General features: G+C 68.4%; 21 protein-coding genes. 11 read left to right on the forward strand and 10 right to left on the reverse strand.

Going from position 1 to position 24,969, the window contains the following annotated elements; all coding sequences use genetic code 11:
* Positions 1-21: 21 nt before the first annotated feature.
* Positions 22-1,017: an STAS domain-containing protein gene (locus QHF85_RS31310; RefSeq protein WP_281331040.1), complete on the reverse strand. Its 996-nt coding sequence runs from the start codon at positions 1,015-1,017 to the stop codon at positions 22-24.
* On the opposite strand from QHF85_RS31310, the gene QHF85_RS31315 reads away from it, so the two are divergent.
* Positions 1,007-2,977, forward strand: a complete 1,971-nt coding sequence (locus QHF85_RS31315) for a serine/threonine-protein kinase (RefSeq protein WP_281331041.1) — start codon at positions 1,007-1,009, stop codon at positions 2,975-2,977. The two genes, QHF85_RS31310 and QHF85_RS31315, sit on opposite strands and share 11 nt — an antisense overlap.
* A gap of 49 nt (positions 2,978-3,026) precedes the next feature.
* Here QHF85_RS31315 and QHF85_RS31320 read toward each other — a convergent pair whose 3' ends face one another.
* Both QHF85_RS31320 and QHF85_RS31325 read right to left on the reverse strand, forming a co-directional pair.
* Positions 3,027-3,527, reverse strand: coding sequence for a response regulator (locus QHF85_RS31320; protein ID WP_281331042.1), 501 nt, complete (start codon positions 3,525-3,527; stop codon positions 3,027-3,029).
* Between the two features lie 156 nt (positions 3,528-3,683).
* Entirely contained in the window at positions 3,684-4,229 is a 546-nt protein-coding gene (locus tag QHF85_RS31325; RefSeq protein WP_281331043.1) for a GNAT family N-acetyltransferase, read from the reverse strand.
* A 121-nt stretch (positions 4,230-4,350) separates the two neighbouring features.
* Between QHF85_RS31325 and QHF85_RS31330 the strand changes: the two genes are divergently transcribed.
* From QHF85_RS31330 to QHF85_RS31340, 3 genes are read left to right on the forward strand one after another with little or no spacing between them, the layout of a single operon-like run.
* Positions 4,351-4,971 carry a hypothetical protein gene (locus QHF85_RS31330; RefSeq protein WP_281331044.1) on the forward strand — a complete coding sequence of 207 codons (621 nt, stop codon included), beginning with the start codon at positions 4,351-4,353 and terminating at the stop codon, positions 4,969-4,971.
* Positions 4,971-5,744 carry a DUF4159 domain-containing protein gene (locus QHF85_RS31335; protein WP_281331045.1) on the forward strand — a complete coding sequence of 258 codons (774 nt, stop codon included), beginning with the start codon at positions 4,971-4,973 and terminating at the stop codon, positions 5,742-5,744. The genes QHF85_RS31330 and QHF85_RS31335 overlap by 1 nt, the downstream gene beginning before the upstream one ends.
* Positions 5,741-8,056, forward strand: a complete 2,316-nt coding sequence (locus tag QHF85_RS31340) for a glutamine amidotransferase (protein ID WP_281331046.1) — start codon at positions 5,741-5,743, stop codon at positions 8,054-8,056. The genes QHF85_RS31335 and QHF85_RS31340 overlap by 4 nt, the downstream gene beginning before the upstream one ends.
* 15 nt (positions 8,057-8,071) lie before the next feature.
* Here QHF85_RS31340 and QHF85_RS31345 read toward each other — a convergent pair whose 3' ends face one another.
* Positions 8,072-10,387 carry a nitric-oxide reductase large subunit gene (locus tag QHF85_RS31345; protein ID WP_281331047.1) on the reverse strand — a complete coding sequence of 772 codons (2,316 nt, stop codon included), beginning with the start codon at positions 10,385-10,387 and terminating at the stop codon, positions 8,072-8,074.
* 146 nt (positions 10,388-10,533) lie between these two features.
* On the opposite strand from QHF85_RS31345, the gene QHF85_RS31350 reads away from it, so the two are divergent.
* Positions 10,534-11,661 (forward strand): TauD/TfdA family dioxygenase, encoded by a 1,128-nt coding sequence (locus QHF85_RS31350; RefSeq protein WP_281331048.1) that lies wholly within the window; start codon positions 10,534-10,536, stop codon positions 11,659-11,661.
* A 65-nt stretch (positions 11,662-11,726) separates the two neighbouring features.
* Here the strand turns inward: QHF85_RS31350 and QHF85_RS31355 are convergent, their stop codons facing one another.
* The 6 genes from QHF85_RS31355 to QHF85_RS31380 form a co-directional block, all read right to left on the reverse strand.
* On the reverse strand, positions 11,727-12,026 hold the full coding sequence (locus tag QHF85_RS31355) for a hypothetical protein (RefSeq protein WP_281331049.1): 300 nt from the start codon (positions 12,024-12,026) through the stop codon (positions 11,727-11,729).
* A 154-nt stretch (positions 12,027-12,180) separates the two neighbouring features.
* Positions 12,181-13,071, reverse strand: a complete 891-nt coding sequence (locus QHF85_RS31360; RefSeq protein WP_281331050.1) for a hypothetical protein — start codon at positions 13,069-13,071, stop codon at positions 12,181-12,183.
* Positions 13,072-13,172: 101 nt separating this feature from the next.
* Positions 13,173-14,072, reverse strand: coding sequence for a hypothetical protein (locus QHF85_RS31365; RefSeq protein WP_281331051.1), 900 nt, complete (start codon positions 14,070-14,072; stop codon positions 13,173-13,175).
* 154 nt (positions 14,073-14,226) lie between these two features.
* Entirely contained in the window at positions 14,227-15,618 is a 1,392-nt protein-coding gene (locus tag QHF85_RS31370; RefSeq protein WP_281331052.1) for a carotenoid oxygenase family protein, read from the reverse strand.
* Entirely contained in the window at positions 15,615-16,226 is a 612-nt protein-coding gene (locus tag QHF85_RS31375) for a TetR/AcrR family transcriptional regulator (protein WP_281331053.1), read from the reverse strand. Before QHF85_RS31375 ends, QHF85_RS31370 begins: the two co-directional genes overlap by 4 nt.
* Positions 16,227-16,712: 486 nt before the next feature.
* On the reverse strand, positions 16,713-17,600 hold the full coding sequence (locus QHF85_RS31380; RefSeq protein ID WP_281331054.1) for an NAD(P)-dependent oxidoreductase: 888 nt from the start codon (positions 17,598-17,600) through the stop codon (positions 16,713-16,715).
* Between the two features lie 50 nt (positions 17,601-17,650).
* Here QHF85_RS31380 and QHF85_RS31385 point away from each other — a divergent pair, with 50 nt between their 5' ends.
* The 6 genes from QHF85_RS31385 (at position 17,651) to QHF85_RS31410 (ending at position 24,965) form a co-directional block, all read left to right on the forward strand.
* Complete coding sequence (locus QHF85_RS31385; protein WP_281331055.1) at positions 17,651-18,454, forward strand: helix-turn-helix domain-containing protein; 804 nt, start codon at positions 17,651-17,653, stop codon at positions 18,452-18,454.
* 129 nt (positions 18,455-18,583) lie between these two features.
* A complete protein-coding gene (locus QHF85_RS31390) occupies positions 18,584-18,760 on the forward strand; it encodes a hypothetical protein (RefSeq protein ID WP_281331056.1) in 177 nt (58 codons plus the stop codon).
* An 87-nt stretch (positions 18,761-18,847) separates the two neighbouring features.
* Positions 18,848-19,759 (forward strand): hypothetical protein, encoded by a 912-nt coding sequence (locus QHF85_RS31395; protein ID WP_281331057.1) that lies wholly within the window; start codon positions 18,848-18,850, stop codon positions 19,757-19,759.
* Between the two features lie 14 nt (positions 19,760-19,773).
* Positions 19,774-20,160 (forward strand): DUF4280 domain-containing protein, encoded by a 387-nt coding sequence (locus QHF85_RS31400; RefSeq protein WP_281331058.1) that lies wholly within the window; start codon positions 19,774-19,776, stop codon positions 20,158-20,160.
* An 8-nt stretch (positions 20,161-20,168) separates the two neighbouring features.
* Positions 20,169-22,829: a type VI secretion system tip protein TssI/VgrG gene (tssI, locus tag QHF85_RS31405; protein WP_281331059.1), complete on the forward strand. Its 2,661-nt coding sequence runs from the start codon at positions 20,169-20,171 to the stop codon at positions 22,827-22,829.
* Positions 22,830-22,850: 21 nt separating this feature from the next.
* Positions 22,851-24,965 (forward strand): hypothetical protein, encoded by a 2,115-nt coding sequence (locus tag QHF85_RS31410; RefSeq protein ID WP_281331060.1) that lies wholly within the window; start codon positions 22,851-22,853, stop codon positions 24,963-24,965.
* Positions 24,966-24,969 lie beyond the last annotated feature (4 nt).

The raw sequence follows: 24,969 nt of genomic DNA on the forward strand, positions 1-24,969 counted from the left end.
CCACGCCGCGCGGAGCGGGCGTCATGGCCGACCCATTCGCCGCATGCATTCTCGCAAGCCGTCACGCACGTTCGCACAGGTGCGGACATCACCGATGTGGAGACCCAGAGACACTATCGTCTGCGCCACGTTCGGCCGGATACCCGTGAGAAGGAGGGGGGCGCCGAGCAAGGATGCCGCCTGCGCGATCTGCAACAAGTAGCCCGCGGTGGCCGTATCGACCACCAACACACCGGTGATGTCCATCAACACGAAGCGGGGTTGCCTGTCCTTGATGGCTGCGAGCACGCTGTCCATGGCTTGCGCTGCCCGACGAGAATCGAGAAGACCGGCGAGCGGAACGAGCAGCACACGATCCCAGATCTCCAGCACCGGAACGGAGAGCTCGAGAATGGCCTGCTGCATCCTTTCGATGAGATGAAGCCTCTCCTCGGCTTCGTGGTTCCCCCGCTGAAGCGTCTCTCTCTCCGCCTCCAGCTCCTCCGCGAGCCGCTTCTGCTGATCCGCTGCGAACCGGCGCTGAACGACTTCGCCGAAACAATCCGCGACGAGCGCGAGAAACCGCCTCTTTTGCAGCGAAAATGATTCCTCGCCCGCGGAGTCACCCACCCGGCGCACCTCCAGCACGCCGACGTCCTGCTCTCCGGCCACGATGCTCGTCGGATGGATCCCATCCGCCTCGCGGAAGCCCGGCGTGACGAACCGCTGATCCGCAATGGTCACCCGGGCGGCGATTGGCTCGCCTTCGAGGAATGCCAGCGGGACGAGGTCCACCATGCGCTGGAACAGCTCACCGAGGGGCATCGTGTCGCGACGCGTGAGGTCGTGGAACGCCTGGACGCACCCGAGCTCCTGCTCGCGTTCGCCGAGCGCGCCCCGTACGAGCGTGAGCTCTTCATGAAGCGCGTGAAGCCTTGCCTCGGCCGTCTCCATCGTGTCGTCCATGTCACCGGAGGATGCCACGAGGCTAGCCGTTCCGAAAGGAACCGCGCTAGGATGCGCATCGATGCCGAGCATGACCGCCGGACAGCACGTCACGCCGACGATCAAACTGGTTCGCAAGCTGGGCGCGGGCGCGATGGGCGAGGTATGGGCCGCGGAGAACCTCGGGCTCGGCACGCAGGTCGCGGTCAAGCTCATGACGCCGGGGTACGCCAACGACGAGCAGGCCATGCTGCGCTTTCGACGAGAGGCCCAGGCGGCTGCGAGGATCAAAAACCCTTACGTGGCGACGGTGTTCGATCACGGGACGACGGCGAACGGGCAGCCGTACATCGTGATGGAGCTGCTCGAAGGCGAGACGCTGCGCAAGCGCCTTTCGCGCCTCGGGCCGCTCCCCTGCGAAGAGGTGCTGCGGCTGTTCGGACAAACCGCGCGTGGCGTCGGCGCCGCCCACAAGCTCGGCGTCATTCATCGCGACATCAAGCCCGAGAATCTGTTCGTGATCGACGACGAGGGCGAGCCCTTCGTGAAGGTGCTGGATTTCGGCATTGCCAAGCAGCTCGACGTGGCTTCCGGGTTGACGTCGACGGGCACGTCCATGGGGACGCCCCCGTACATGAGCCCGGAGCAATTCGACGATACCAAGCGCGTCGATCACCGCACGGATCTCTGGGCGATGGCCGTCGTCGCCTACGAGCTGCTCACGGGCAGGCTCCCGTTCATGGGATCTACGTTGTTTGCGATGGCGATGACCATTGCAAGAGGCGAATTCGAGCCGCCCAGCGCGCAGCGGCCGGATCTGCCGATCAGGATCGACGAATGGATGGCGCGGGCGTTTTCGGTCGCCCCGGAAGGGCGCTTCGAATCGGCGATGGCCATGGCGGAGGCGCTGTCGTCCGCGATGAAGAGCAAGCCCGGGCAAGAACCCGGCACGTGGAACCCGCCCGCGCCGCGGGACCTCGTCTACGCCCCCACGGAGCCGCTCGAAGTTCCGCCCACGCCGGCGCTGGGAAAGTACGATCCGGGCCGCGTCGGCCATCTCTTCCAGCCGCGCAAGAGCTCGGCGCCGGACGAAGCTCGAAGCGGCGATGCGCCGCGGCTCGACGTCTCCGACGACCCGCGGCGCGGCCTGCTCACCCTCTCTTTGCCGGGGAGCTGGCCACGCAGCATCGCCTTCGACGATCGCGGCGCCGTCTTCGTGGCCTTCGCCATGGGCGAGGTGCTTTGCTTCGACCTCGCATCGAAGCGGCCACGCTGGTGGAGCCGATTGCTCGCAAGGCCGGTTTGTCTCGGCGCAGCCCCGGGCTTCCTCGCCGTGGGGTGTACGGACGGCAAGATTCGGGTGTTCGAGGCGGCCCGCGGGATCGTCCGGCACACCATTGCCCACGATACGTCGTCGATCCGCGCCCTGGCCGTCGATCCAGGCGCCGGGATCCTCGCCGCGTGTGGGACCGTCAAGCGCATCAGCTTGTGGCGATTGGCCACCGGCGAGTGCATGCAGTCCGCGGAGGAGAACACGGAGGGGATTCGCGCCCTCGCGTTCGACGAGAAAAGCGGCCTCTGGGCCTCGGGCGCGCGGTCGTCCACGGTACGGTTATGGGACGCTTCTCTGCGGAACGTCCACGTCCTGCGGGACCAAGGCATGACGGTGCGCGCCGTCGCATTCGCGCCGGACGGCAGCTATCTCGCGGCGGGCCGCGGCGACGGGAGCGTGATGCTCTGGGCGACGCGGGGCTGGGAGCTCAAATCCACGCTCACCGGGCATTCGAAGCGCCTCTGTTCGCTTTCGTTCCTCCCGGGCGTGGGGATCTCCGGCGCGCTCGTCTCCGGCTCGGAGGACGGCACGATGCGTATCTGGCAAGTCCGTAGCGCCAAGACGCACCTCACCCTCGGCTCGGGCAAGGGCGCCGTCGAATGCGTGGCCACGAGCCCCGACGGCAAGCACGTCGCATCCGCGTCCGCAGACGGGAAGGTCAGCGTCTATCAATGGCCGATCCATCCGAGCCTGACCGTGGCGGACGTGGCCGCGAAGTGATGGCATCTCGCGGGCGTGCCGTGACGGGGATGCCTCCGCGAGGCATCGGTCACGCGCGCCCGCGCGCCGGCGATCGACGTCGACCCACCAGGCGAGGTACGGGACGCGCCGGGGCCGAGATACTCGGGGCGACGCGGGCGGGGTCGACCTGCTCGACCGCGTCGGCGCCGCGCACACGCGGCTCCTGAAGGGCCGCGCGGGCGCTCTCGACGAGCACGTCGAAGCCCGCGCTCTTCGTGACGAAGGGCACCTGCAAGGCCTTCGCGAGCGCGGCGAGCATGTCCTGCCGCATGTCGGAGCAGAGCATCACGCGGGTACGGCCGAGGCCAAAGGCATCACGAATCATCCGCACGAGCAGGCAGCCGTCGACCTTCGGCATGTTGACGTCGATCACGACGAGCTCGCAGCGCGAGGCCCGCACGGCCTGCAGCGTGCCGAGCGGCCCTTGATGAAACGTTGCGTCGAGCTCCGCAGCCACGAGCCGACGCACGGCCTCCTTCCCGAAATCAGGATCGTCATCGACCAATAGAATTTGCGATTCCCCCACCATAACGACGAGTAGGTCACGACTGGAAGATGGCCGTCAAGTAGAGACGTGTACTACTTTCGTCCCATCGCTCGTGGGAGCCATTCATGTCGCGCCCATCTTCGCGTCACGCGCGCGGGCGTACCGCATGGACGCACGTCGAATTCGCGGTCGAACCCGTCAGCCGATCCGCAGCGACATCGAAATGTCGGTCACGTGCATCCCCGAATCGATCCGGAAGGCGTCCTTGCGCTTGCCGCTCTCCACGAAGCCCATCCGCTGGTAGAGGCTCCGCGCGGGGAGGTTGTGCTCGAAGACGCCGAGATCGATCCAGGAGACCTTGCCCGAGCGCTTCGCCCAGCCGATCGCGGCCTCCATCAATTGCTGGCCGTGGCCCTTGCGCGTGTACCCACGCTCGATGCCCATGCCGAGGATCGCCCGGTGCATCTCCGCCGAAAAACGCCCGCCGCGTAGCTCGAGGTGCCCCACGACCCAGCCCCGCACAGGCTCGACGAGCAGGAAACACCGGCCCCACTGCGACTCCTCCAGCGCGCGCTCCCAGCGCTGCCGCGCGTGCTCCCGGACGCTCGCGCGCTCGGGCGAACGCGAGATCGCGAAATGCAAGGAGCCCTCGCGCCCGCTCTCGGCCGAGTGGCGGACGATGTGATCGGCGAACCCGTCGAGGTCCGTGAGGTCCGCGAGGCGGATGAATGGGCGGCCCGACATGCGAGATCCGCTCCCACGTGTACCGCTCTCGGGCGCAAGCCACCAGGGGGAACGAGGGCCGAGGTCGCTCGGCGCGCGACGTCGAGGCCCCGGCTCGCCCGTTTTGTACTAGGCTCCGCCCGTGCCCCGGTTCGTGACCTTCGCGTGCCTCGCCTTCGCCCTCGCCGCGTGCGGCGGCTCCGCCATGCCCGACCCGAAGGACGCCGTGAAGGCCTACGCCGACGCAGCCGCGCGCGGCGACGCCGACGCGATCCACGGCATGATGAGCGAAAAGGCCCGGCGGAGCCTCTCCCGCGACGACGTGCGCCGCATCGTCGCCGAGGAGAAGAGCGAGCTTTCCGATCAGGCCAAGGCCCTCGCCGCGCCCGGCGTGACGATCAAGGCCCACGCCCGCATGCGGTACGCCGACGGCGAAGACGCGACGCTCGAGCTCGAAGGCGGCGTCTTCCGGATATCGGCCGCCGACGCGCTGCCCGCAGGCGCGAAGACGCCCGCGCAGGCGCTCGAACAGCTCCGGCGTGTCCTCGCGCGGCGCAGCTATGCAGGCCTTCTTCGCGTGCTCTCGCCGTCCACGCGGAGCGCGATCGAGAACGATCTGCGCTCGCTCGTCGAGGGGCTCGAGCACCCGGAGGGCCTGGAGGTGCAGGTCGCCGGCGATCGCGCGACCGTGCAAGTGCCCGGAGGCCACGAGGTGAAGCTGCGCCGCGAGGCTGGCGTCTGGCACGTCGAGGATTTCGATTGATGCGCGCGCGCGTGAGCTCGGTCCTCCTCGTGCTCGTGGCGGTCCTGCTCGTCGCGCTCGTGCCGCGGCCGTCGCGGGCCTTCGGGGAGGAAGGGGCGTTCAACCCGCGGATCCTGCTGACGGGGACGGCGCGCTGGGAAGGCGCGCGGACGACGGGGCCCGCGCGCTGGTCCGAGGAGCTGACGCGCCGCACGAGCGCGCCCGCGCGCCTGTCGCCGACGACGGTGCGCGCCGACGCGCCCGCGTTGCTCGCCGAGCCCTTCGCGATCTGGGGCGGCGAGGACGACGTGCCCGCCCTGACCGAGCGCGAGGTGCTCGGCATCCGGCGTTTCCTCGCGCTCGGGGGCGTGCTCTTCGTCGATGACTTCGCCCCCGAGTCGGGCACGTTTGGCAAGGCCGCGCGTCGCGAGCTCGCCCGCGTGCTGCCCGACGGCGCGCCCATCCCGATCGGCACGGAGAACGTGCTCTTCCGCTCGTTTTACCTGCTCCGTCGCGCCGTCGGGCGCGTCGAGGGCGAACCCAAGCTCGAAGCGATCCTGCGCGGCGGCGTGCCGCAGGTGATCTTCGCGAAGCACGACGTGCTCGGCGCGCTCGCCCGCGCGGCGAACGGGACGCATCCGTTCGTCGTGGTGCCAAACGGCGAGCCGCAACGCGAGCAGGCCGCGCGTCTCGCGGTGAACGTGGCGATGTTCGTGCTCTGCTCGAACTACAAGGACGACCAGGTGCACGCGCCCTTCCTGATGCGGCGCCGAGCTTCGGAGCCTTCGCCATGACGACGAGCCTCGCGCCGTCGGGGGATCTCGCGCCGTCGTTTCAGCTTCTCGCGGCCCTGCTCACGGTCCTCGGCATCGTGCTGCTCGCCGTCGAGCTCCGGCGCTCGCGTGGCTCGCGGATCGCCGCGTTCGCCACGGGCTCGCTCGCCTCGATCGGGCTGCTCTGCGCGGTGCTGCGGCCGGTGGCGATCCAGAGCAAGGGCAGCCTCGTGGGGCCACGCGTGGTCGTGCTCGCCGACGCGTCGCGCTCGATCGATCTGCCGGGCCCCGCGGGAAAGACGCGCCGAGAGGAGGCCGCGCGCGCGCTCGGCGAGCTCGCGAAGCACGGCGCCGAGGTGCGGCTCTACGGGCTCGCGTTCGGCAAAGGCGCGCCGGCGCCGCTCACCGGCGCTCTCGCGAGCGGCGCGGCCGAGGGGGCGGCGCAAGGCGGCGCGGAAGGTCGGCTCGGGCAGGCGCTGCTCGCGGCGCGGCCGATGCCGCGATCGGATCTCGCCGGCGCGATCGAGTCGGTCGCGCGCGCGGCGGACGAGCGGCCCGCGGCGATCGTGGTGATCTCGGATGGAAGGCTCGATCGGCCCGGCGAGGCGCAGGCGGGCGAAGCGATCCGCGCGGCGCTCGGGACGCTGACGGTGCCGGTGCACGCGGTCTCGGTCGCGACGGAGGCGCCGCGCGACGCGAGCGTGCGCGCCGTGCGCGCGGCAGGCGCGGCCGTAGCGCATCAGCCGCTCACGTTGCGGGTCGAGATCGGCTGCGCGGGCGGGCTCGATTGCGACGAGATCCCCGTGTCGCTGCGCGAGCTGCGCGAGAGCGGCGAGCCGACGGTGCTCGCGTCGGGCAAGGCGAACGCGTCGAGCGGATCCGCGACGCTCGAGCTCGAAGTGACGCTCGATCGGGCCGGCGCGCGCATCCTCGAAGTGTCGATCGACGCGCCCGACGGCGACGCAGTGCCGGACAACGACACGCGGTACATGACGATCGACGTCGCGCGCGACCGCGTGCGCGTGCTCCACGTGGCCGGGCGGCCGACGTACGACGTGCGCGCGCTCCGCATGTGGCTCAAGGCGGACGCGTCCGTCGACGTCGTGGCCTTCTTCATCCTGCGCACGCCGACCGACGACGTGGTCGCGCCGTCCGAGGAGCTCGCGCTCATCCCGTTCCCGGTCGACGAGCTCTTCAGCGAGCACCTGCCGAGCTTCGACGCCGTGGTGCTCCAGGACTTCAACGCCGCGCCGTACGGCCTCGCGAAGCACCTGCGCTCGCTCTCGCGGTACGTCGACAAGGGCGGAGGGCTGATCATGGTCGGCGGCCCGGACGCGTTCGTGCCGGGCAACTACGCGGGCACGCCGCTCGCGGAGGTCCTGCCCGTCGAGCTCGATCGTGGGGCGGACGCCGAGGGCGCGGACGTGGCGTCGTTCGTCCCGCGCACGACCGAGGCGGGACGCGCGGCGCCGGTGCTCGGGCCGCTCAGGGATCTCATCGGCGAGCAGTGGCCCGAGATGCCGGGCGCGAACGTGGTCGGCGACGCGCGGCCGGGCGCGACGGTGCTGCTCGAGCACCCGACGCGCAGGACGCCGAAGGGCGGGCCGATGCCGATCCTCGCGCTCGGCGAGCACGGTAGCGGGCGGACGATCGCGCTCGCCATCGACGGCTCGCACCGCTTGCTGTTCAGCGCGTTCGCGGCGAACGCGGCGGGCCGGGCGCACGGCGCGTTCTGGGACGCGATGCTCGGCTGGCTCATGCGCGACCCGCGCTTCGAGCCCGCGGTCGTGGAGCTCGCGGACGGGTGCATCGCGGGCGAGGACACGACGCTGACGCTCAGGCCGCTGCCCGGGCAAAAGGGCGACGCGAAGATCACGATCCGCAAGCTCGGCACGGGCGAGGAGGCGCGCGCGCTCTCCGCGCGGCTCGACGGCAAAGGCGAGCCGCTCTCGCTCGACGCGGGCAAACTCCAGCCGGGCGGCTATTCGGCGACGGTGGAGATCGTGCCGAGCGAGGCGGGCGCGGCGACTTCGGATGGCGCGGCCTCGGCGCAGCGCGGTCCGACGACGCGGCGAGACTTCGCCTGCGAGCGCGGCGGCGACGAGTGGGCGGACACGCGGCCCGATCCGGAGCGGCTCGCGGCGATCGCGGCGGCGACCGGGGGCAAGAGCGTGACCGTGGATCAGATCGGGAGCCTGCCGCTGCCGGCGGCGACGCAGATCGCGGCGGAGCGGCGGGTCTCGCCGCTCCTGCCTCCGTGGGCGTGGACGCTCGGCGCGGCGATGCTGGTCGGGGCGCACTGGATCGTGCGGAGGCGGGGCGGGCTCTCGTAGCGGGGGCGGGCGCCGTCAGGCCTCCCTTTTCGCGGGCTGCCTGATCAGGATCACCTCGCGCTCGGGTTCGAGGCCTGGATCGCCTTCAGCGCGGAGCGACCAGCCCGTCTTCAGCCCGAGGACAAACCACCCGAGCGCGAGCGCGCCCGCGGCGAAGATCGTATCTCCGACGACGCGCATCCATCGCAGCGTGTCCATGCGCGGCGTCTGGAGGAACTCGGCCGAGCGCGCGTACCACATGCCGTGCTCGACGCTGGCCCAGGTTTGGAGCAGGCCGACCGGCAGCAGGCTGAGGAGCACCATCAGCGCGAGCCCGATGTTGATCGCCCAGAACGCGAAGGAGAGCGCGCCCGTCTTCCACGCGCGGTGCGTCGACAGGCCCTTCAGGCAGAAGAGCATGAGGCCGATGCCGAGCATGCCGTAGACGCCGAAGAGCGCAGTATGGCCGTGGACGGGCGTCGTGTTCAGGCCTTGCATGTAATAAAGGGCGATCGGCGGGTTGATGAAGAAGCCGAAGAGCCCCGCGCCGACGAGGTTCCAGAACGCGACCGCCACGAAGAAGTAAATGGGCCACTTGTACGCCGCGACCCAGGGCCTCGCGCGCGACAGCGTGAGGTTTTCGTAGGCCTCGAAGCCAATGAGGACGAGCGGCACGACCTCGAGCGCGCTGAACGTCGCGCCGAGGGCGAGGACCGCGGTCGGCGTGCCCGTGAAATAGAGGTGGTGGAAGGTGCCGATGATGCCGCCCGAGAGGAAGAGCACCGTCGAGAAGAGCACGGCATGGGTCGCGGTCGCGATCCGCAAGAGGCCCATGCGCGTGAAGAGGAACGCGATCACGACCGTGGCGAAGACCTCGAAGAATCCCTCGACCCAGAGGTGAACGACCCACCAGCGCCAGTATTCGGCCATCGCGAGGTTCGTCTGCCGCCCCCACATGAGGCCTGCGCCGTAGAAGAGGCCGATCGCCGCCGATGCAATGAGGAAGAGCGCGAGCAGGTTCTTGTTTTCGCCGCCCTTCCGGAGCGCCGGCCACATCGCGCGGCCGACCAGGAAGAGCCATAAAAAGAGGCCCACGAGCAGGAAGATCTGCCAGAAGCGGCCGAGGTCGACGTATTCGTAGCCCTGGTGGCCGAACCAGAAATTCGCTTCGAGCCCGAGCTTCTGCCGAACGGCGAACCACTGGCCGGCGAGGGAGCCGACGACGATCACGAGCAGGCAGACGAAGAGGAAATGGACGCCCGCGCGCTGGAATTTCGGCTCGTGGCCGCCGACGGCCGGCGCCATGAAGAGGCCGGTCGCGAGCCACGCCGTGGCGATCCAGAAAATGCCGAGCTGGACGTGCCACGTCCGCGTCACGGCATAAGGCAACCACCGGTCGAGGGGAATGCCGTAGAAGCCCGAGCCTTCGACGCCGTAATGCGCGCTCACCGCGCCGAGCCCGATCTGCGTGACGATGAGCGCGGCGACGACCCAGAAATACTTGCGCGTCGCCCGCATCGAGGGCGTCGCCTGAAGGCCGACCAGCGGATCGCGCTCGGGGTAAACCGGCTCCTCCGTCGCGCGGTGGCGCTGGGTCGCGAAATACCACGCGAGCGCGCCGATGCCGGCGAGCAAAAGGACGAAGCTCACGGCCGACCACACGACGAGCGCGCCCGAGGGGTGATTGCCGATGAGCGGCTCGGAGGGCCAGTTGTTGCTGTAGGTGATGCTGGCTCCGGGGCGCTCGGTCGCGCACGCCCAGGCCGCCCAGAAAAAGAAGGCGTTCATGAGGCGCTGGCGCTCGGGGTCCTTGATCGTCTCGGCGGGGATGGCATAGGCGTCGCGCAGCTCGGCCATCGCGGGATCGGCGCCGAACACCGCGGCGTAATGCTTCGAAACCTCCTCGATCGCGCGGGCGCGGATCGGGCTCACCGTGAGCGTGCCCGTCGCGGCGTCGTACGTGTTCGTCCGTAACTCCGCCTTGAGCCGCTCGACGAGCGCGGCGCGCTCCGGGGCCGGCAGTTCATCGAAGGTCTTTCCTTTCTCGTCGCGCGCCCAGACGTCGAGGATCCACGTCGCCTCGCGGTGCAGCCAATCCGCCGACCAGTCGGGCGCGACGTACGCGCCGTGCCCCCAGATCGAGCCGACCTCCTGGCCGCCGAGCGATTGCCACACGTTCTGTCCGTCGCGAATGTCCTGACCCGTGAAGAGCGTGCGGCCGTCCGAGGCCACGACGACGCGAGCGGGCACCGGCGGTGCTGTTCGATAAATCTCGAATCCGAAGTACCCGAGGACGGCGAAGGACAGGACGATCACCGTGACGAACGCCGCCCACAGCCTCGTAGGACGCATTGAGACCTCCCGCGTCGGATGGAACCGACACGAACGTACGGCTCCGGGGGCGAAGGCGGGAGCGGGCGGCGGAAGCGAGGGGACCGAGCCAAATGTCCCTTCCCGAGGCAGCCGTCATCCGCTATGGTGGACGAACATCCGTCGTGTTGCTCACCCCTCTTGACCTCGCCCCTCGCCTGGACCCCGGCCCCTCGCTCGCTCCCCACGAGGGGTGGCTTCGTGTGCATTTCGGCGCGGGGAGCCCCTCGCACGCCGATTTCCACTGGTTCTGGCTCCGCCATCAATGCGACGTCGACCGGCATCCGTCGACCGGGGAGCGCACGCTCGATGCCTCCGAGGTCCCGCTCGGCATTCGTCCTCGGAGCGTGCACCTCGACGAGCAGCGCCGCCGCGTGCTCGTCACCTGGGAGGAGCCCTCCGGCCGGCAAAGCAGCTACGACCTCGAATGGCTCCGCGCCCACGCGTATGCGCCGGGCCGCGTCGAGGTCCCGCCGCCGCCCGCAAGCCTTGCGCGGGTGACGCTCGACGCCGGCCGATCCGAGAGCGTCTCCGCGCTCGTGGACGCCTGCCTCGCCCGGGTCCGCGACGAGGGGCTTTGCGTGGTGCGGGGTTCGTCCGCGGCGTGGGGGCGCTCGCCCGAGGACGACACCGAGCCGCTCATCGAAGCCTTCTCCGCCGCGGGGCTCTCCATCATCGGCACGCATTTCGGTCGCGTGGAGGATCTACGCACCGACAACACGACGAACGAGAACACGGACCAGCTCGGCTATACCGACGCCGGGATCGATCTCCACACCGATCAGCCGTTCCTCGACGTGCCGCCTCGATACCAGCTCCTGCAATGCATCCGGGCGGCGGACGCGGGCGGGGAGAGCTTTCTTTGCGACGCCCTCGCCGCCGCGCGGTACGTCGCGTCGATCGACGCGCCGGCGTTCGAGCGGCTGACGACGTTTCCGGTGCGGTTTCACCGCAAGCAGAAATCGTTCGAGCGGATCGTCGATGCGCCGCTGCTCACGATGGAGGGCCCGAGCGGCTTTCTCGTGCGATACTCGTATTTCACGCTCGCGCCGTTTCTGGCCTCGTTCGCGGAGATGGAGGCCTGGTACGCGGCGTACGCGCGGTTCGCGGCGATCGTGCGGGATCCACGGCACCAGGTCCGCTTTCAGCTCGAGCCGGGCGATTTCGTCCTCTACGACAACCACCGGATGCTGCACGGCAGGACGGCGTTCTCCGGGGCCCGATGGCTCCGGGGGATCTATTTCGATCAAAAATGAATCTCGCGAGATCGAGCGGCGAGGGGCGCTCCTTCGCGCCCCTCGCGCTCACGGCCATTCCTCGATTACTTGCCGCCTTGGCCGCCGGCGCCACCTTGGCCGCCCTGACCACCGGCGCCACCTTGGCCACCCTGGCCACCGGCGCCGCCGGCGCCGCCCGTGCCACCGCCCTCGCCACCGGCGCCGCCCGTGCCGCCGCCGGCGCCGCCTTGTCCACCCGAGCCCGAGCCTGAGCTCGAGCTGCTGGACGTCGAATCACCGTTCTTCTCGTCGTCGCCGCAACCGGTCATGCCCGAAAGCGCGACCACGGCGAGCAACGAGCCAAAACCCAGGGCGAAGACCGAGCTTGTTCGCGAATTTTTCATGCAAGCGCTCCTCGACGTCCCAACACGAGGCAAGGAAGGAAAGCGACCTCGGTCGTGGCGTCCGTCATGACGGATGGTACGACGTTGGAACGGACGAGGCAAGCGCCTCGGCGTCAAGATTACGCGCTGCGTTTATGTGGTCTGGAGCGCAGAGTCAGCCGCCTCCACCTTTCCGGCGCAAGGCGATCCCCACGCCGAGCAGGCACATGAGCGCGGCCCAGCCGACCATGTCTTGATCCGACCCGCCGACCTCACACCCCGCGCATCCGCCGTGGCCCGGCGCCTTGGGCGCGGTGGGCGGCGCTCCGACCGGCTCCGCATCGCCCGGGCCCGGCTCCGTGGGCGTGAGGGCCGCGCCGGCGTCCTCGGGCGCAGGCGGCGTCATCGGCGTATCGTCGGGCGGCTCGGGGACGTCGGGCAGGGCAGGGAGCTTCTGGCCCTCCTTGAGCACGGGATATCGCGGCGGAGCCCCGCCCAGTTGGCTCGCCTCGTACGGCGCGGGGACGGCGCTCGCGGGCACCTTCTTGGCGGCCTCGATCCGCGCCGCCTCGTGTTTCCGCGTCGCCGGATCGACGCAGGTCAATCGTTTTTCGCACGTGGTGCCGGGAGCACCGGCGCAATCGGCCTGGGTCCTGCACGTGCCGTGGGCGACGGGCATCACGAAGCGGCTCATGTGCCTCTGCTCGATGCAGAACGAAAGCTCTTCGCATGCGCCGGAGGAGCACGCCTCGCCCACCTTGTCGCAGCGGTCGTTCAGCCAGCACGAGCCCTTGTCCGGCCCGTCCGACCGCCAGTGCAGGCCCTTGGGGCAGGGCGCGGGAGGAGGCGCCTCGCAATAGGACGTCGAGTGGCGGACCTGCGGCACATACCCGGCCGGGCAATCCGCGCGCATCGGCGGGACGCAATAAGGGCCGTTGTGGCTCAGCTGCTTCTCGGTGCCTCTCGGGCAGGTGATCGGCATGTCGTGGACGACGTCGGCGACGGCCAGGGGCGTCCACGAGGCCGCGCTGAATCCAAGGGCGAGAGCAATCGCGAGGGGGCGCATTGATATCGTGCTCGTGTGGAAGGTTTCCCATCCTCCACCCGGCGGCGAACCGCGTCAAGAAGTCGACGACGACACGAAGCGTGCGTCGAGCGTTCGCGCCTTCAGCTGCCGCGGTGGAGGCGTTCGAGGATCGCCTCCGCCCGCGCGAGCGCATCGCCGTAGGCGTTCGGCGGAAGACCGCCGTCCATCTTCCAGCGCGGTGCGCGGCCGCGAGCGCGGTCGACCTGCTTCTTCACGCCACGACCGCCGACCGAGGCCGCGTCGCACATCGCATTCCAGTGCTGAAGGCTCTCGGCCATGAAGGAGAAGCCCACTTCGTGCGAGTAGTAGAGGACGACGGCGTCGTCGTCCGGAGCCTCGAGGAAGACGAGCACGCCGACGTAGTCGCCATCCGCTCCGGCGATGGGGAAAAACGGCGCGTCGAATCGGGCGCCGACGAGCTCGTCCCAGTCGGGATCGGCGCCCAGCCAATCGAAATTCGACATGTCGAGCGACGGCTTGCCCTTGGACGTCAGCGCTTTCCCGTGCTCGACGAAGAAGTCCTCCGAACGTTCGCCCTGGGGGTTTTGCAGCGCGGCCGCGAGCGACGGAGAGACCGCGGCGACCGCATCGAGCGGCCGTGGCAGCACGCTCAACGCGTCGCGCTTCGCGGATTCGCGCGCCTCGCTCGCCGCGCGTTCCTGGCGTACGAGCTCGGGCTCGGGAATGTCGATCTGGTACTGGAGTCGGTGGTAGAGCCGTGCCTGCTCTTTTGCATCGCCGATCTCGGCGAGGTGATCGAACCATTCGCGAAGCGCGCCGAGCGCCTCCTCGATGAGCGCGCTCGGATTTTCGAACGCGTCGGGCGTCGTCTTCATACCGAACAAGAGCGTCCGGTCCCCGTCGAAGAAGCTGCGTAACGCGAGCAGGTCGTCGATGGCGGTGATCGTTCGCGACGGCGGGCGAGCCTCTTCGATCATCCGCATCGCCCAGCTCTGCATTTTCTCTTTTGAGATGGCCACGCGGAGAATGTTCCACGGCAACGGCCATCGCGCACGCGCGATGGTCGAAATTCGTCGACGTCGAGCGCGTCGGCGCGGAGCTTCGGCTCGCCCGCGACGGCCCTGCGCAGCGCCCCCTGGCCGCCCTTCCAGGGGCGATACATTTCTCCGCGACTCAGGCGGCGGGCACCCAGTTGCCGTGAAAGCCATAGGGAACGCGGTGCGGCAGCCGCACACGGGCCACGGGCTCACCCTGAATGTCCTCTGCATCGAGCACCCAGAGATCGCTCGCATTGCGTGCCTGATTGTAGACCAGCACCAGCACGTACCCGTCGCCCTCGTCGCTCTCCGAGTTCTTCGGGACGAAGAGCGGCTCCCCTGCTCCGTTGCCCTCGCCGAATGCGCGGGACTCGAAGGTGCCGCGCTCCAGATCGTACCGCCGCACCGCGGTCCAGAGGGACCTGTGCGTGCTCCCCTCGGGTCCCGCGGCCGCGGCGTATCCGTAGCGGTGCTTGCGGCCGACGCGGCGCTCGTCCACGCGCGGGAACTCGATCGATACGTCGTCGAGGGCTTGGGATCGCACAGCGCCGCCCTGGAGGTCGATACGATAGCGATGCAGCCGGGCCGCCTCGTCGGCCTCCGGGGTCGGATTGCGCATGGCTGCCGGGGTCATGAGATCCATCCGACCATAACGGGCCACGTCGAGCACGATGGAGTCGCCGTCGTCATACGCGTTCATCGGATGGAACACGTAGCCCCCCTCGACCTCGAACCAGCGCACGGCCGCGCCCTCACCTCGCCGCGGGAGCACGCCGATGCGCATTCCGCGCTCGGGCTCCCAGGAAAACGGGTTCTTGCCCTCCGCGAGGCGCTCCGGCCGGAAGACCAGCGAGCCGAGGAGGAAGACGGCGTGGGCCTCGGTGATCGCGAAATCGTGCACCATGGAGGCCCAGGGCAGCGTGATCCGCGTGGAATGCACGAGCGCGCCCGCGCGGTCGGCCACGTGGTAGCTGAAGGCCGCGGCGTCGGCGATCGAATTGCCGAAGAACACGAGCTCACCGGTCTCGGGATCGATCTTCGGGTGGGCGGTCATGGGGCCGAGCAGCCGACCACCGAAATCGTATTCGCCCAGGGTCTCCAGGCTGCCCAGGGTGAGCTCGGTGGGCAGGCAGGCCTCGACGAGCGCGAGCAGCCGGCCCGCGTGGGCGACGATGTTGGTGTTGGCCGTGTTCTTGCGCGGTCGCTCGGGGTTCGGACGAAACATGCTGCCGGAGAGTGACCTGCCGGCGGCGCGCTCCTCGACGAGGCCCTGGCTCTTCACGTAGCGATTGCGGTACGAGGCGCGGCCGTCCTGCAGCGTGATGGCGTGGATCATCCCGTCGCCGCCGAACCAATGGTAGGGCCCGGTCGGCTCGTAGGCGGGGTTCGGGCCATTGCGGTAGAAGGTGCCGCGCAGCGCGGCAGGCAGCTCGCCTTCGATGTCGAGATCCCAGGCATCGCCCTCCATCCGCCAGGGAGCAAAATTGCCTTGCAGGTAGGGGTTCACGTCGGATTCACGCTGGCTCATGGTTTGCTCCTTTTCGTCTTTGCCGGGCGGCGCGCGCCGTCGCGCGGGCGGGTGATGTGGGCGATGACGGCGTCGCGCACGAGCGCGCTGGCCGGGGCATCGGGCGGCAGGTAACCGGTGGCGATGAGCGAGGTGACGCCGTGCATGGCAGACCAGAACGCCTTGCACGCGTCCTCCAGGGGCGGCACGAGCAGGCCCTCTGCCTCCGCGGCGGACACGACGTCCACGAGCCGCTGGAACGCGGCCGTCGCGGCGGGGATGGGCGTCGTGTGGGCGAGGCGCACGAACATGATGCGGTAATGCATGGGGTGCGCGACGCCGTAGGCCACGTAGCCATCCCAGGCCCGCGCGAGCGCCTCGATGGGATCTTGCGGCTTGTCGAGCGCGTCGACCGTCTGCACGAACGCCGTGAAGCTGTCCTCGAGCACCTTCAGGACGAGCCCATCCTTGTCGCCGAAATGGTGATAGACCGTCGGCGCCGTCACGCCTGCGCGTGCGCAGACCTCGCGGATCGAGAGGCGCTCCGCCCCCGCTTCGGCAAGCAGCTCCGCCGCCGCGTCGAGGATGGCACGACGCGTGGCCTCGGTGGCATGGGAGGGCGCGGGCATGGTCGGGATATATAACGACGTTATATATCCGTCAAGGGGGGGCTGTAACAGCGTTATATTTTCCAAGAAAAGCACGGGCGGGGCCACGGCGGAGGCCGCTCCCTGCCTCGCCGTCGAGCCCCCCGCCCTGATCGGACTCCGTCGCTTGCCTCGTCCGCGAGACCCTCGCCCTGATCGGACCCCGTCGCTTGCCTCGTCCGCGAGCCCCCCGCCCTGATCGGACCCCGTCGCCTGCCTCGTCCGCGAGACCCCCGCCCTGATCGGACCCCGTCGCCTGCCTCGTCCGCGAGACCCCCGCCCTGATCGGACCCCGCCGGGGCCTCGCCGACCACGCAACCGACGAGGTCCGATCCCCTCCGGGGTCTCGTCGACGAGGGATCCGGGGGAACTTACGTCGTGGTTGCGTGTAGGTATCCCATGAGGCGTCCTTCGTGTCTTCGCGCCGCCTTCGGTGGACCCGTGTGGTGCGAGGGGCGGCTACCCAAACTATGCAATCCCCCTCGCCACGGCATCCCCGAGCCGCGGCACCTCGGGTGAGAAGCCGAGATCTTCGCGGATCCGCTTTCCATCCATGACGGCCTCGAAGGCCCTCGCACGCTCGGGGGTGGAGCCGTCCGGGGGAGGCTCGCCCACCGAAGCGAACAGCGTGGCGAGATTGGGAGACTCGTCGTCCACCAGGTTGTACACGCGATGGGAAGGGGATGGCGCGTCGAGCAAACGCGCGACGGCCTGGGCCACGTCGAGATGATGGGCAATCGACATCCGTTGCGTGGGGGGGAACGTTCGCATGAACGGCACCACGTCGGCGATGTGCGGATCTCCGTCGCCGTAGACGAACGGCAATCGAAGGACGCGCACGTCGAGGCCTTCGAGCGCGAGCAGGAAGCGCTCGGCGGCGAGCTTGCTCTTGGGATAGCTCTCGATCGGGTCGCAGGAGTCGTCTTCGTGCGAGAGGCGTCCACGAACCGCGCTGGGCCCGTAGACGAGTCCGGTGCTCGTGAAGACGAAGCGCTTCACCGAGGCTTCGCGGGCCGCGTGGGCGAGGTGCTGCGTGCCGAGGTCGTTGACCGCGTGCGCCTGCTCCGGCGTCGCGCCACGAAAGAAGGCTGCACAATGCACGACCGCGTCGACCCCGCGCACCGCTGCGGAGAGGGCGCTCGGCTCGAGCAGATCGCCCAGAGCGAGCTCGATGTGGGCTTCGCGCAGGTCTTTTGCGCGCGCTTCGTCGCGAACGAGGGCACGCACGTGATGGCCGCGCTGAGCGAGCCGTTTGGAGAGGCGACTTCCGACCTTACCGGTGGCACCGGTGACGAGGATCTTCATGCCCCGGACTGTAGTGACCACGTGTTTTGGCCGATTGGAAGAAACGGACAAGCACCTCGCCGAGCTTGCGTGCGCCTCGGGCCCGTAGCATGAGATAGCTCGTGCACTCGCCCATCGTTCAAGAGCCTCGTGTCGCGCGGGCGTCGCTCCCGTCGAGCGGATCCCCGGTGGCCGAGCTCTCGGTCCTCGAGTGCGACCGAGATGGACAGCACGTCGCGCTCCCCTATGCCGAGCTTCAGATCGTCGCGCGCTTCGGGGTGTCGGCTCGTGGCGGTTTGGATGCGCACGCGATGGGCGTGGGGCAGAGCGCGCGTCGCAAGATGCTTCGGCGCGGGCAGCGCAGCGTGATGGCGCGCCTTCGGCTGGGCGCGAGCGAGCGCGTGCTCGGCGTGTCGGCTCCGGAATTGACCGGACGAATCGTCGCCCTCGAAGACCTCTGGGGCAAAGCCGACACCGAGCACCTCTACGAGCGCCTCGCCGGGGCACGAGACACGGTCGCCGCGGCCGCCATTCTGGAGAGTGCCATCGTCGCGCGATCCGCACCCGCCCAGGCGGTCCGCGCCCACACCTCGCTCGCCCTGGAAGCGGCGAAGCGCCTCGCCACGCGAAGTGCGAGCAGCGTGAGCGCCGTCGCCGACGAGCTCGGGGTGAGCGAGCGTCACCTTCGCCGCCTCTTTCTGGAGACACTCGGTGTCGGGCCCAAGGCTTACGCCAAGCTCACGCGCTTTCACCGCGCCCTGCGCGCCGCGCGGGAGAGCCGCCCGGCCGGTTGGGCCGGCATTGCCGCCGGAGCCGGCTATTATGATCAAGCGCATCTGATTGCCGAGTTTCGCTCCATTGCAGGAGTGACCCCGCGCGAGCTACTCGGCGAGCTGCGCACCTCGGGGGCCATCGGCCGAGTGTGACGCGCGAGGTTGTTGACGGCTGCCGGCTACGGCCCCCCGACGCAGCTACGAGCTCAACGGGACACATTCACGCCCACGTTTTCGGGGCCGCCCTCATGGAGCGGCGTCTCGACCAACGGGGCTACACGGTTGTCCGTCGAGGTCGCGGACAATGACGCATTCTTCCCGGATCCGGTTGGCTCGTTCCAGATCAACAACGCCGACATCATGCGGGCGGTCCGCGAAGGCAGGGTGGTGCAGATACGCGTCGACAATCAGACCAGCCGGCAGATCTTGTTCGCAGCGATGTCCGCGATGCCAGAATGAACCGAACGCCGCGTGGCCTCCGCTCCCCGCCGTGTGCTTTTTGCCCATCCATCGTCGAGCCCCTTTGCCTCTGGTACAACGACCCGCGTGGATGACACCACCCCCGAAGACCTCGCGCTCCGCAAAGCCGTACGCCTCGACCGCTACGCCGAGATCCTCGCGCACGTCGTCCACTTCGGGACCGACCGCACCGAGGAGGTCGTGCAGCGCTTCAGCCTCACGCTCGAGCGATGGCGCGCCGTCGATCAAGCATGGACCCGCGAGCTCGCGCTGGGCCTAAAGCGACAACAACGCGAGCAAGCCCTCCGCTTCTCCGCCACGTTCAACAACCGCAGAGAGCGCCTCACCCGACTTCAGCCGCCCGTCGCCTCGATCGGCGACGCTTCCGCAAAGGCTGCCGAAACATCGCCCGAGCCCACACCTCCGGATGTCGCGGCGAAGCCCTCGGGCCTCCCATCCTTCATGCTCGCCGCTGCCACCGCGCCGCCAGCAGCTCCGTCGCCCGCGGCCGTGTCGCCGTGGGCCGCCCCCGCGGCCATCCCCGTCCACACGGCGGCTCCGGCGACGACCAAGCCTTTGCCCTTCGTCGAGGGCATCCCGTCCACCGCGGCCCTGCAATCCGCCGTGGAACACGCACAAGTGACGCAGGGCGCCCCGCCGCTCGCGTCCTCGATGGGCGGAACGCTCCCGGCAAATGAGGAGATCTCTTCGATCGCTCGGAAGCTCCTCCCCTTCGGCACCCAAGCTTCCCGCAACGAACCTCCGACACGCGAACCCGAGCTCACGCTCGAACAGCACGCTTCGTTGCATGTCGAGCTCGATCTCGACCCCGAGCAGAGGTCCGAGATTCTGCGCCGTTACGGCCTCAGCGCCGAGCAACATGCGCGCCTCCAGACAACCTGGAACGCGCGCATGACCGCGGATCCGAAGCTCGCAGCGGCATGGCAGCAAGCCGTCGCGCAGTACCGCGCTTGGATGTCCGGCACGCGCGTGCGCTGACAGGAGCATGCTCGATGCCCAAGCTCGTCGTGAACGGCGCGAAGCTCGAGTGCAGCGAGGGAACAGCTCCCTCGACGCTGACGGTCCTGCCCCAGAGCCCCGCGGATGCGATCGATCTGCCAGTGGCAACGGTGCTCGACCACAAGCCGATGGTGAACGTCGCCCCGTTCGGCATGTGCAAGACGCAGGCGAACCCGCAAGTCGCGGCCGCCACGGCGGCAGCGCAGGGCGTGCTGACGCCGCAGCCGTGCGTCCCCGTGATTCCGGCGCCCTGGTCGGCGGGAGCAGCTCGGGTGACGTTGCGGGAATTGAAGGTCCTCACAGAAGGGTCGACGTGTATGTGTCAATGGGGCGGAACGGTTGAAATCACGGATCCGGCCAATTCGGTCGAGGTCGAGTAACGGACGCCATGCAAACGACCACCGCTCCTTCCGACGGCCCCATCTCCCTCTCCGCCGCTGCCTTCGGCCCCGATCCTCGCCCCGTCGTCCAGCTCTCCGGCGTCGAGGAGGTCTCCCACCCCTTCCGCTTCGTCGTTCACATCGTCGTCGACGATCCCCGTGCCCTCGTCGATCGCCTCCTCGGCATGCCTGCGACGCTCAAGCTCCGCGCGAGCACCGGGGCCGAACGCCGCATCCACGGCGTCGTCGAGCGCGCCTCCGTCGGCGCCTACCTCGCGGGCAACATCGACGGGCACGACGCCGTCCTCGAGCTCGTGCTCGTCCCGCAACTCGCGCTCCTCGGGCATCGCACCCTGAGCCGCGTCTTCCAGGACATGGCGATGCCCGCCGCAGCATCGAGCGTCCTCGCCGAGCATCGCATCGCGCATCGCTGGACCGTCACGCGCACCTACCCGCCGCGCGAGTATTGCGTGCAGTACCGCGAGTCCGATCTTTCGTTCATCGCGCGAATCGCTGCCGAGGCGGGCATCCACTACCACTTCGCCGACGCAGTCGAAGACACGGCGCTCGTCTTCTGCGATGCCGTGTCGCTTCTCAAGCCCGTTCCCGGAGCACGTCAGCTCAACGCGCGGCCCCTCGGCGACGACGTCGGAACGACGGCCAGCGATCGCCCGTTGCGGGAGGATCAAGTCGCCGGGTTCCACGTCACGCGTCGCGTGGCGCCCACGTCGGTGCTCATGCGTGACTACGACTTCGAGCGACCTCTGCTCGAACTCCGCGGCAAGAGCGCGCTACTCGCTGCCCCCATGCTCCACGAGGAGGCGCCCATTCCAGCGCAGCCCACACCTGGTTTGTCCATCTACGAGCATCACGGCGAGTACGAGGAGAGCAACGTGGACGGGGTCAACGCGACCATCCTCCTCGAACAGGTCCGGCACGACGCGGAGGTCGGCACGGGCGATACCGGCTGCCGTTTGTTCGCTCCGGGCTTCCTGATCGAGCTCCACGATCACCCGATTGCTGCGCTCAACGAGGGGTATGTCGTGACGCGCGTCGAGCACACCTACGAGCGCACGCGTTATCAGGCACGTTTTCACGCGGTTCCGCAGCGGAAGGCCTACCGGCCTGCGCCTCCCGAGAGGCGTATCGTGCAGACGCTCGAAAGCGCAACTGTCACCGGGCCCGCCGGCCAGGAGATTCACACCGACGAACATGGTCGTGTGCGTGTGCGCTTCCACTGGGATCTGCGAAGCGGCTCGGAGGAGCGAACGAGCTGCTTCGTGCGCGTCTTGCAGCCGTGGGCGGGATCCGGCTGGGGATCGCAGTTCATTCCGCGGATCGGCATGGAAGTGCTCGTGTCGTTCCTCGGCGGTGATCCTGATCGGCCCGTGGTGCTCGGCTCGATGGTGAACGCGACGCATCCGCACCCGTTCCCGCTGCCTTCGGCGACGCGTTCGGGCATCCGCACATCGAGCACGCCAAACGCGCGAGGCTACAACGAGCTCTCGTTCGAGGACGCGACCGGCGCGGAGGAGCTGTTCCTGCGTGCCGAGCGAGACCTGCGGGAGAACGTGCAGAACGACCGCATCACGGATGTGGGACGCGATCGGCATACGCGTGTCGCCCGAGACGATCACGCTTCGATCGAAGGGATGAAGGTCACGCGTGTCGGCGGCGACGAGGTGCACGGCGTCGAAGGAAGCCTCTCGCTAAACGTCAGCGGTGGCGCGAACCTCGCCGTCGCGGGCAACACGATGGCGACCGCACAAGGCGATCACACGATCGTGTCGACTGGTTCGGTCGCGGTTGACGCGGGCGGCGGCGTACGTGTCGCGGGCGAGGACTTCATCACGCTGCGCGTGGATCACGCGGGAAACGCGGGCGAGATCACCGCGGACGTGGCCGGCGATGCACGGACGATGGCAACGCGCGAAGTGCTCATCCGCGGGGATGAGCGTGTGCGGCTACGGTCAGGCGACAACGAGATCCTGTTGACCCCTGAAGGCATCACTTTGAGGGCCAAGCAAATTCGGATCGAGGCTCTGGAGAAGCTCGATCTAGCCGGCAAAGGTCCGTCCCTCTCGCTGGGCGAGGAGGCGGAGCTCGTCGCGAAGAAGGTGCGGATCTACGGCGAGAAGAGCGCGCTCGAGCTCGATCGTGATGCGCGTGTCTGGGGCGACAACTTGAAGCTCCAGCCGCCAGCCAAGCCTCCGCCCGAGCGGGATCCCGAAACGAACGAGCCGAAGACAAAGCCTCTTTCCCTGCGTTTCCTCGACGACCAGCACGAGCCCTACGACGGCCGCACCTACCAGCTCGTCGCAGGCGGACAACGCTTCCGCGGGGAGCTCGACGACGACGGCGTGCTGAAGGTGGACGTCCCCGAGAGCGCCGTGACGGCCGACGTCACGATCTGGATCGACACGTTCCCCGAGGGGCGCAGGCGGCGTTACTCGTTCCAGATCGGCGAGCTTCCGCCCGCGAAGACGCCGCGCGGCGCGAAGCAACGGCTCAAGAGCCTCGGCTATTTTCCCGGCGAGGTGAACGACGTCGCCGATGAAGCCTTGCGCCGCGCGCTGCAATGGTTCCAGACCGACTACGATCTCGCGACGAAGACCGGCGCGCTCGATGGCAGTACGGCCGTCGAGCTCGAGAAGCTGTTCGGCCAGTGAATCGGAGCTTGTGAGGGAACGATGGGAAGCCCGAAGCTATCGGTGACGAGCGACGGTCGCATCACGTCGGTGGCCTACACGGCCGAGACAAAGCTGCCTCCGATGATCCTCGTGGGCATCAACGACGCGGTCGCGGACGTGCCGCCCGAAGCGACCTGGCGTTCAAAAACCGACTACAAGTTCGAGCATTCCGTCTCGCCCGAGGAGATGAAAAGCGCAAACTTCCTCGAGCACGTGCTTCAGTGGATCTATGCGCGCCTCGATGCGGGCGGCTCAACGATGAACGCGGACCTGTCCGGGCCGATCCACGGATATCTGCGTGAGGCGTGGAAGAGCCAGGAGCCCATCATCCTCGACTGGGCCGAGGATCCGATGGGCCTGGAGGAACAATGGGCGCAGGTCTTCTCGGAGCTGTTCTCCGCCATCAACTACGACGGCACGGGCGTCGGCTACAAGATGGGCGAGGGCGACGACAAGGCCTGGGATGAATACATCTTCTCGCGGCTGCAGAGCGAGTACCTCGAGCACGCGACCGTCCGCAAACAGAAGATGGAAGGCGGTCAGGCAAAGATCGACACCATCGGCCGCAGTGTGACGTCGTGGGAGGAGCCGCAGCAGCGATTCATCGCGGATGCCGAGGACGCCGCGCGAGCCTGGAAGCCGAACGAGGATCCGGCTTCACCCATGTGCTGCGCGTGCCAGTATCTCGCGACGTACGGCCTGATCGCGCGTGGATATCGCATCGAGTATGCGAAGCGGGAGCTTCAGTACATCAAGGGCGTGGTCGGTCTCTCGGCGGCACCGGCGGACGGGTTCAAGAGCCTGGATTGGTCCTGGAAGGACGACAAGCCGGTACGGGAAGTGGCGAAGATGTGCGCGGAGTCGCCGCCGCTCGCGCCCGGATCGGTGTACACGTATCACAAGTATCACCAACTCGCGAATGTCAGCGTTCAGGTGAAGGCCGTTGTTTACCCAAATGACAGTCGCGTTGCAGCCCTGACGTCCCTTATCGAGCTTAGAACCAGCAAGAGGAAAGACAAACTCAAAGAGGTGGTCGCCGCGATCGAGCAGGAAGAAACAGCTGGTTTCGAGGGGCAAAAGGACACGCCCGGTGCCGAGCTCCGTCCCGTGAAAGTGAGCTGGCAAGGCCAGCCGGGCGGCTCGCACATCCACCAAATCCTGCGCATCCACAAGGACAAGACTCGCGTCCAGCTCTTCGATGCAAACGGCGGGAGCCAGTCGAGGAGCGCGATGGAGGCGGAGAAGGACGGCGATGGCCGCTCTCTCGGTCGTGGCCTCGTGCTCGAGCCCGGAACGGGGGCGAACATGGATACGCGAGCCTTCTCGAGCGTTTATAGCTTGGATTCGGGCCCGAACGGGGTGGGGATCCCCAAGGCGGTGCCCGATCTGCAGCGGCAAATCGAGGTGATGAAGAAGGCTCGGCCCGTCGGCCTCGCGCGGCTCGTGCTGACGGAGCGCAAGGGGACGACGACGGAGCTCATGCCCGAGCACGTGCTCTTCGTGAGCAAGCTCCTCCGGACCTACGGGGACGAGGATCATCAGAACTACACGGTGACCCGTTATCTCTGGTCGCTCCGGAACACCCCTGGTTTTTCCTCCGTGCAGCCGTGGTGGTTTCTGTTTCTTCCGATCGGCGTGCTTGCGCGGTGCATGTGGGCCGTGGGAGGCCGAAAGATGAAGCTCTCGGATTTCATGGCCAAGCACGGCCCCCATGCGCCGAAGGGGAGTAGCTGGTTCCGGTTCGGCGGAGACGGCGGACTCTCGATCGACGTGAACTACTGCGAGGCGCAAGTCCTCACGAACGTCGCCGACCCGGCGTTTCCAGGGCGCGCGAAGATCATCCGGCGGTTGAAGAGCGAACCAGTGCAACCGAACGGCGCGCGGCTCGTGGCCGAGGGAATGACGATGGTGCCCGCTGCCTTCACGAAGGCACTGCCAGGAGTTCCGGGCCCTCGAAACATGATCCTGCCCGTATACGAAAAAGGTAACACCGTCGCGCATACCACGGATGCGGTCCTCGCATGGGACTTCACCTACGTCAGGTCCGATGTCGAGGGGGCCGAGCGGCTACGCGCCCTCACAGGCCCATTGCTAGATTATTTCAGGGAAGGATGACGTC

The organism is Polyangium sp. 6x1, assembly GCF_029946515.1.
GTDB lineage: Bacteria > Myxococcota_A > Polyangia > Polyangiales > Polyangiaceae > Polyangium.

Bases quoted from the DNA above. Each gene is read 5' to 3' on its own strand.
- QHF85_RS31315 (WP_281331041.1), top strand. From the start codon at position 1,007: ATGCCGAGCATGACCGCCGGACAGCACGTCACGCCGACGATCAAACTG.
- QHF85_RS31310 (WP_281331040.1), bottom strand. From the start codon at position 1,017: ATGCTCGGCATCGATGCGCATCCTAGCGCGGTTCCTTTCGGAACGGCT.
- QHF85_RS31320 (WP_281331042.1), bottom strand. From the start codon at position 3,527: ATGGTGGGGGAATCGCAAATTCTATTGGTCGATGACGATCCTGATTTC.
- QHF85_RS31325 (WP_281331043.1), bottom strand. From the start codon at position 4,229: ATGTCGGGCCGCCCATTCATCCGCCTCGCGGACCTCACGGACCTCGAC.
- QHF85_RS31335 (WP_281331045.1), top strand. From the start codon at position 4,971: ATGCGCGCGCGCGTGAGCTCGGTCCTCCTCGTGCTCGTGGCGGTCCTG.
- QHF85_RS31340 (WP_281331046.1), top strand. From the start codon at position 5,741: ATGACGACGAGCCTCGCGCCGTCGGGGGATCTCGCGCCGTCGTTTCAG.
- QHF85_RS31345 (WP_281331047.1), bottom strand. From the start codon at position 10,387: ATGCGTCCTACGAGGCTGTGGGCGGCGTTCGTCACGGTGATCGTCCTG.
- QHF85_RS31355 (WP_281331049.1), bottom strand. From the start codon at position 12,026: ATGAAAAATTCGCGAACAAGCTCGGTCTTCGCCCTGGGTTTTGGCTCG.
- QHF85_RS31360 (WP_281331050.1), bottom strand. From the start codon at position 13,071: ATGCGCCCCCTCGCGATTGCTCTCGCCCTTGGATTCAGCGCGGCCTCG.
- QHF85_RS31370 (WP_281331052.1), bottom strand. From the start codon at position 15,618: ATGAGCCAGCGTGAATCCGACGTGAACCCCTACCTGCAAGGCAATTTT.
- QHF85_RS31375 (WP_281331053.1), bottom strand. From the start codon at position 16,226: ATGCCCGCGCCCTCCCATGCCACCGAGGCCACGCGTCGTGCCATCCTC.
- QHF85_RS31400 (WP_281331058.1), top strand. From the start codon at position 19,774: ATGCCCAAGCTCGTCGTGAACGGCGCGAAGCTCGAGTGCAGCGAGGGA.
- tssI (WP_281331059.1), top strand. From the start codon at position 20,169: ATGCAAACGACCACCGCTCCTTCCGACGGCCCCATCTCCCTCTCCGCC.
- QHF85_RS31410 (WP_281331060.1), top strand. From the start codon at position 22,851: ATGGGAAGCCCGAAGCTATCGGTGACGAGCGACGGTCGCATCACGTCG.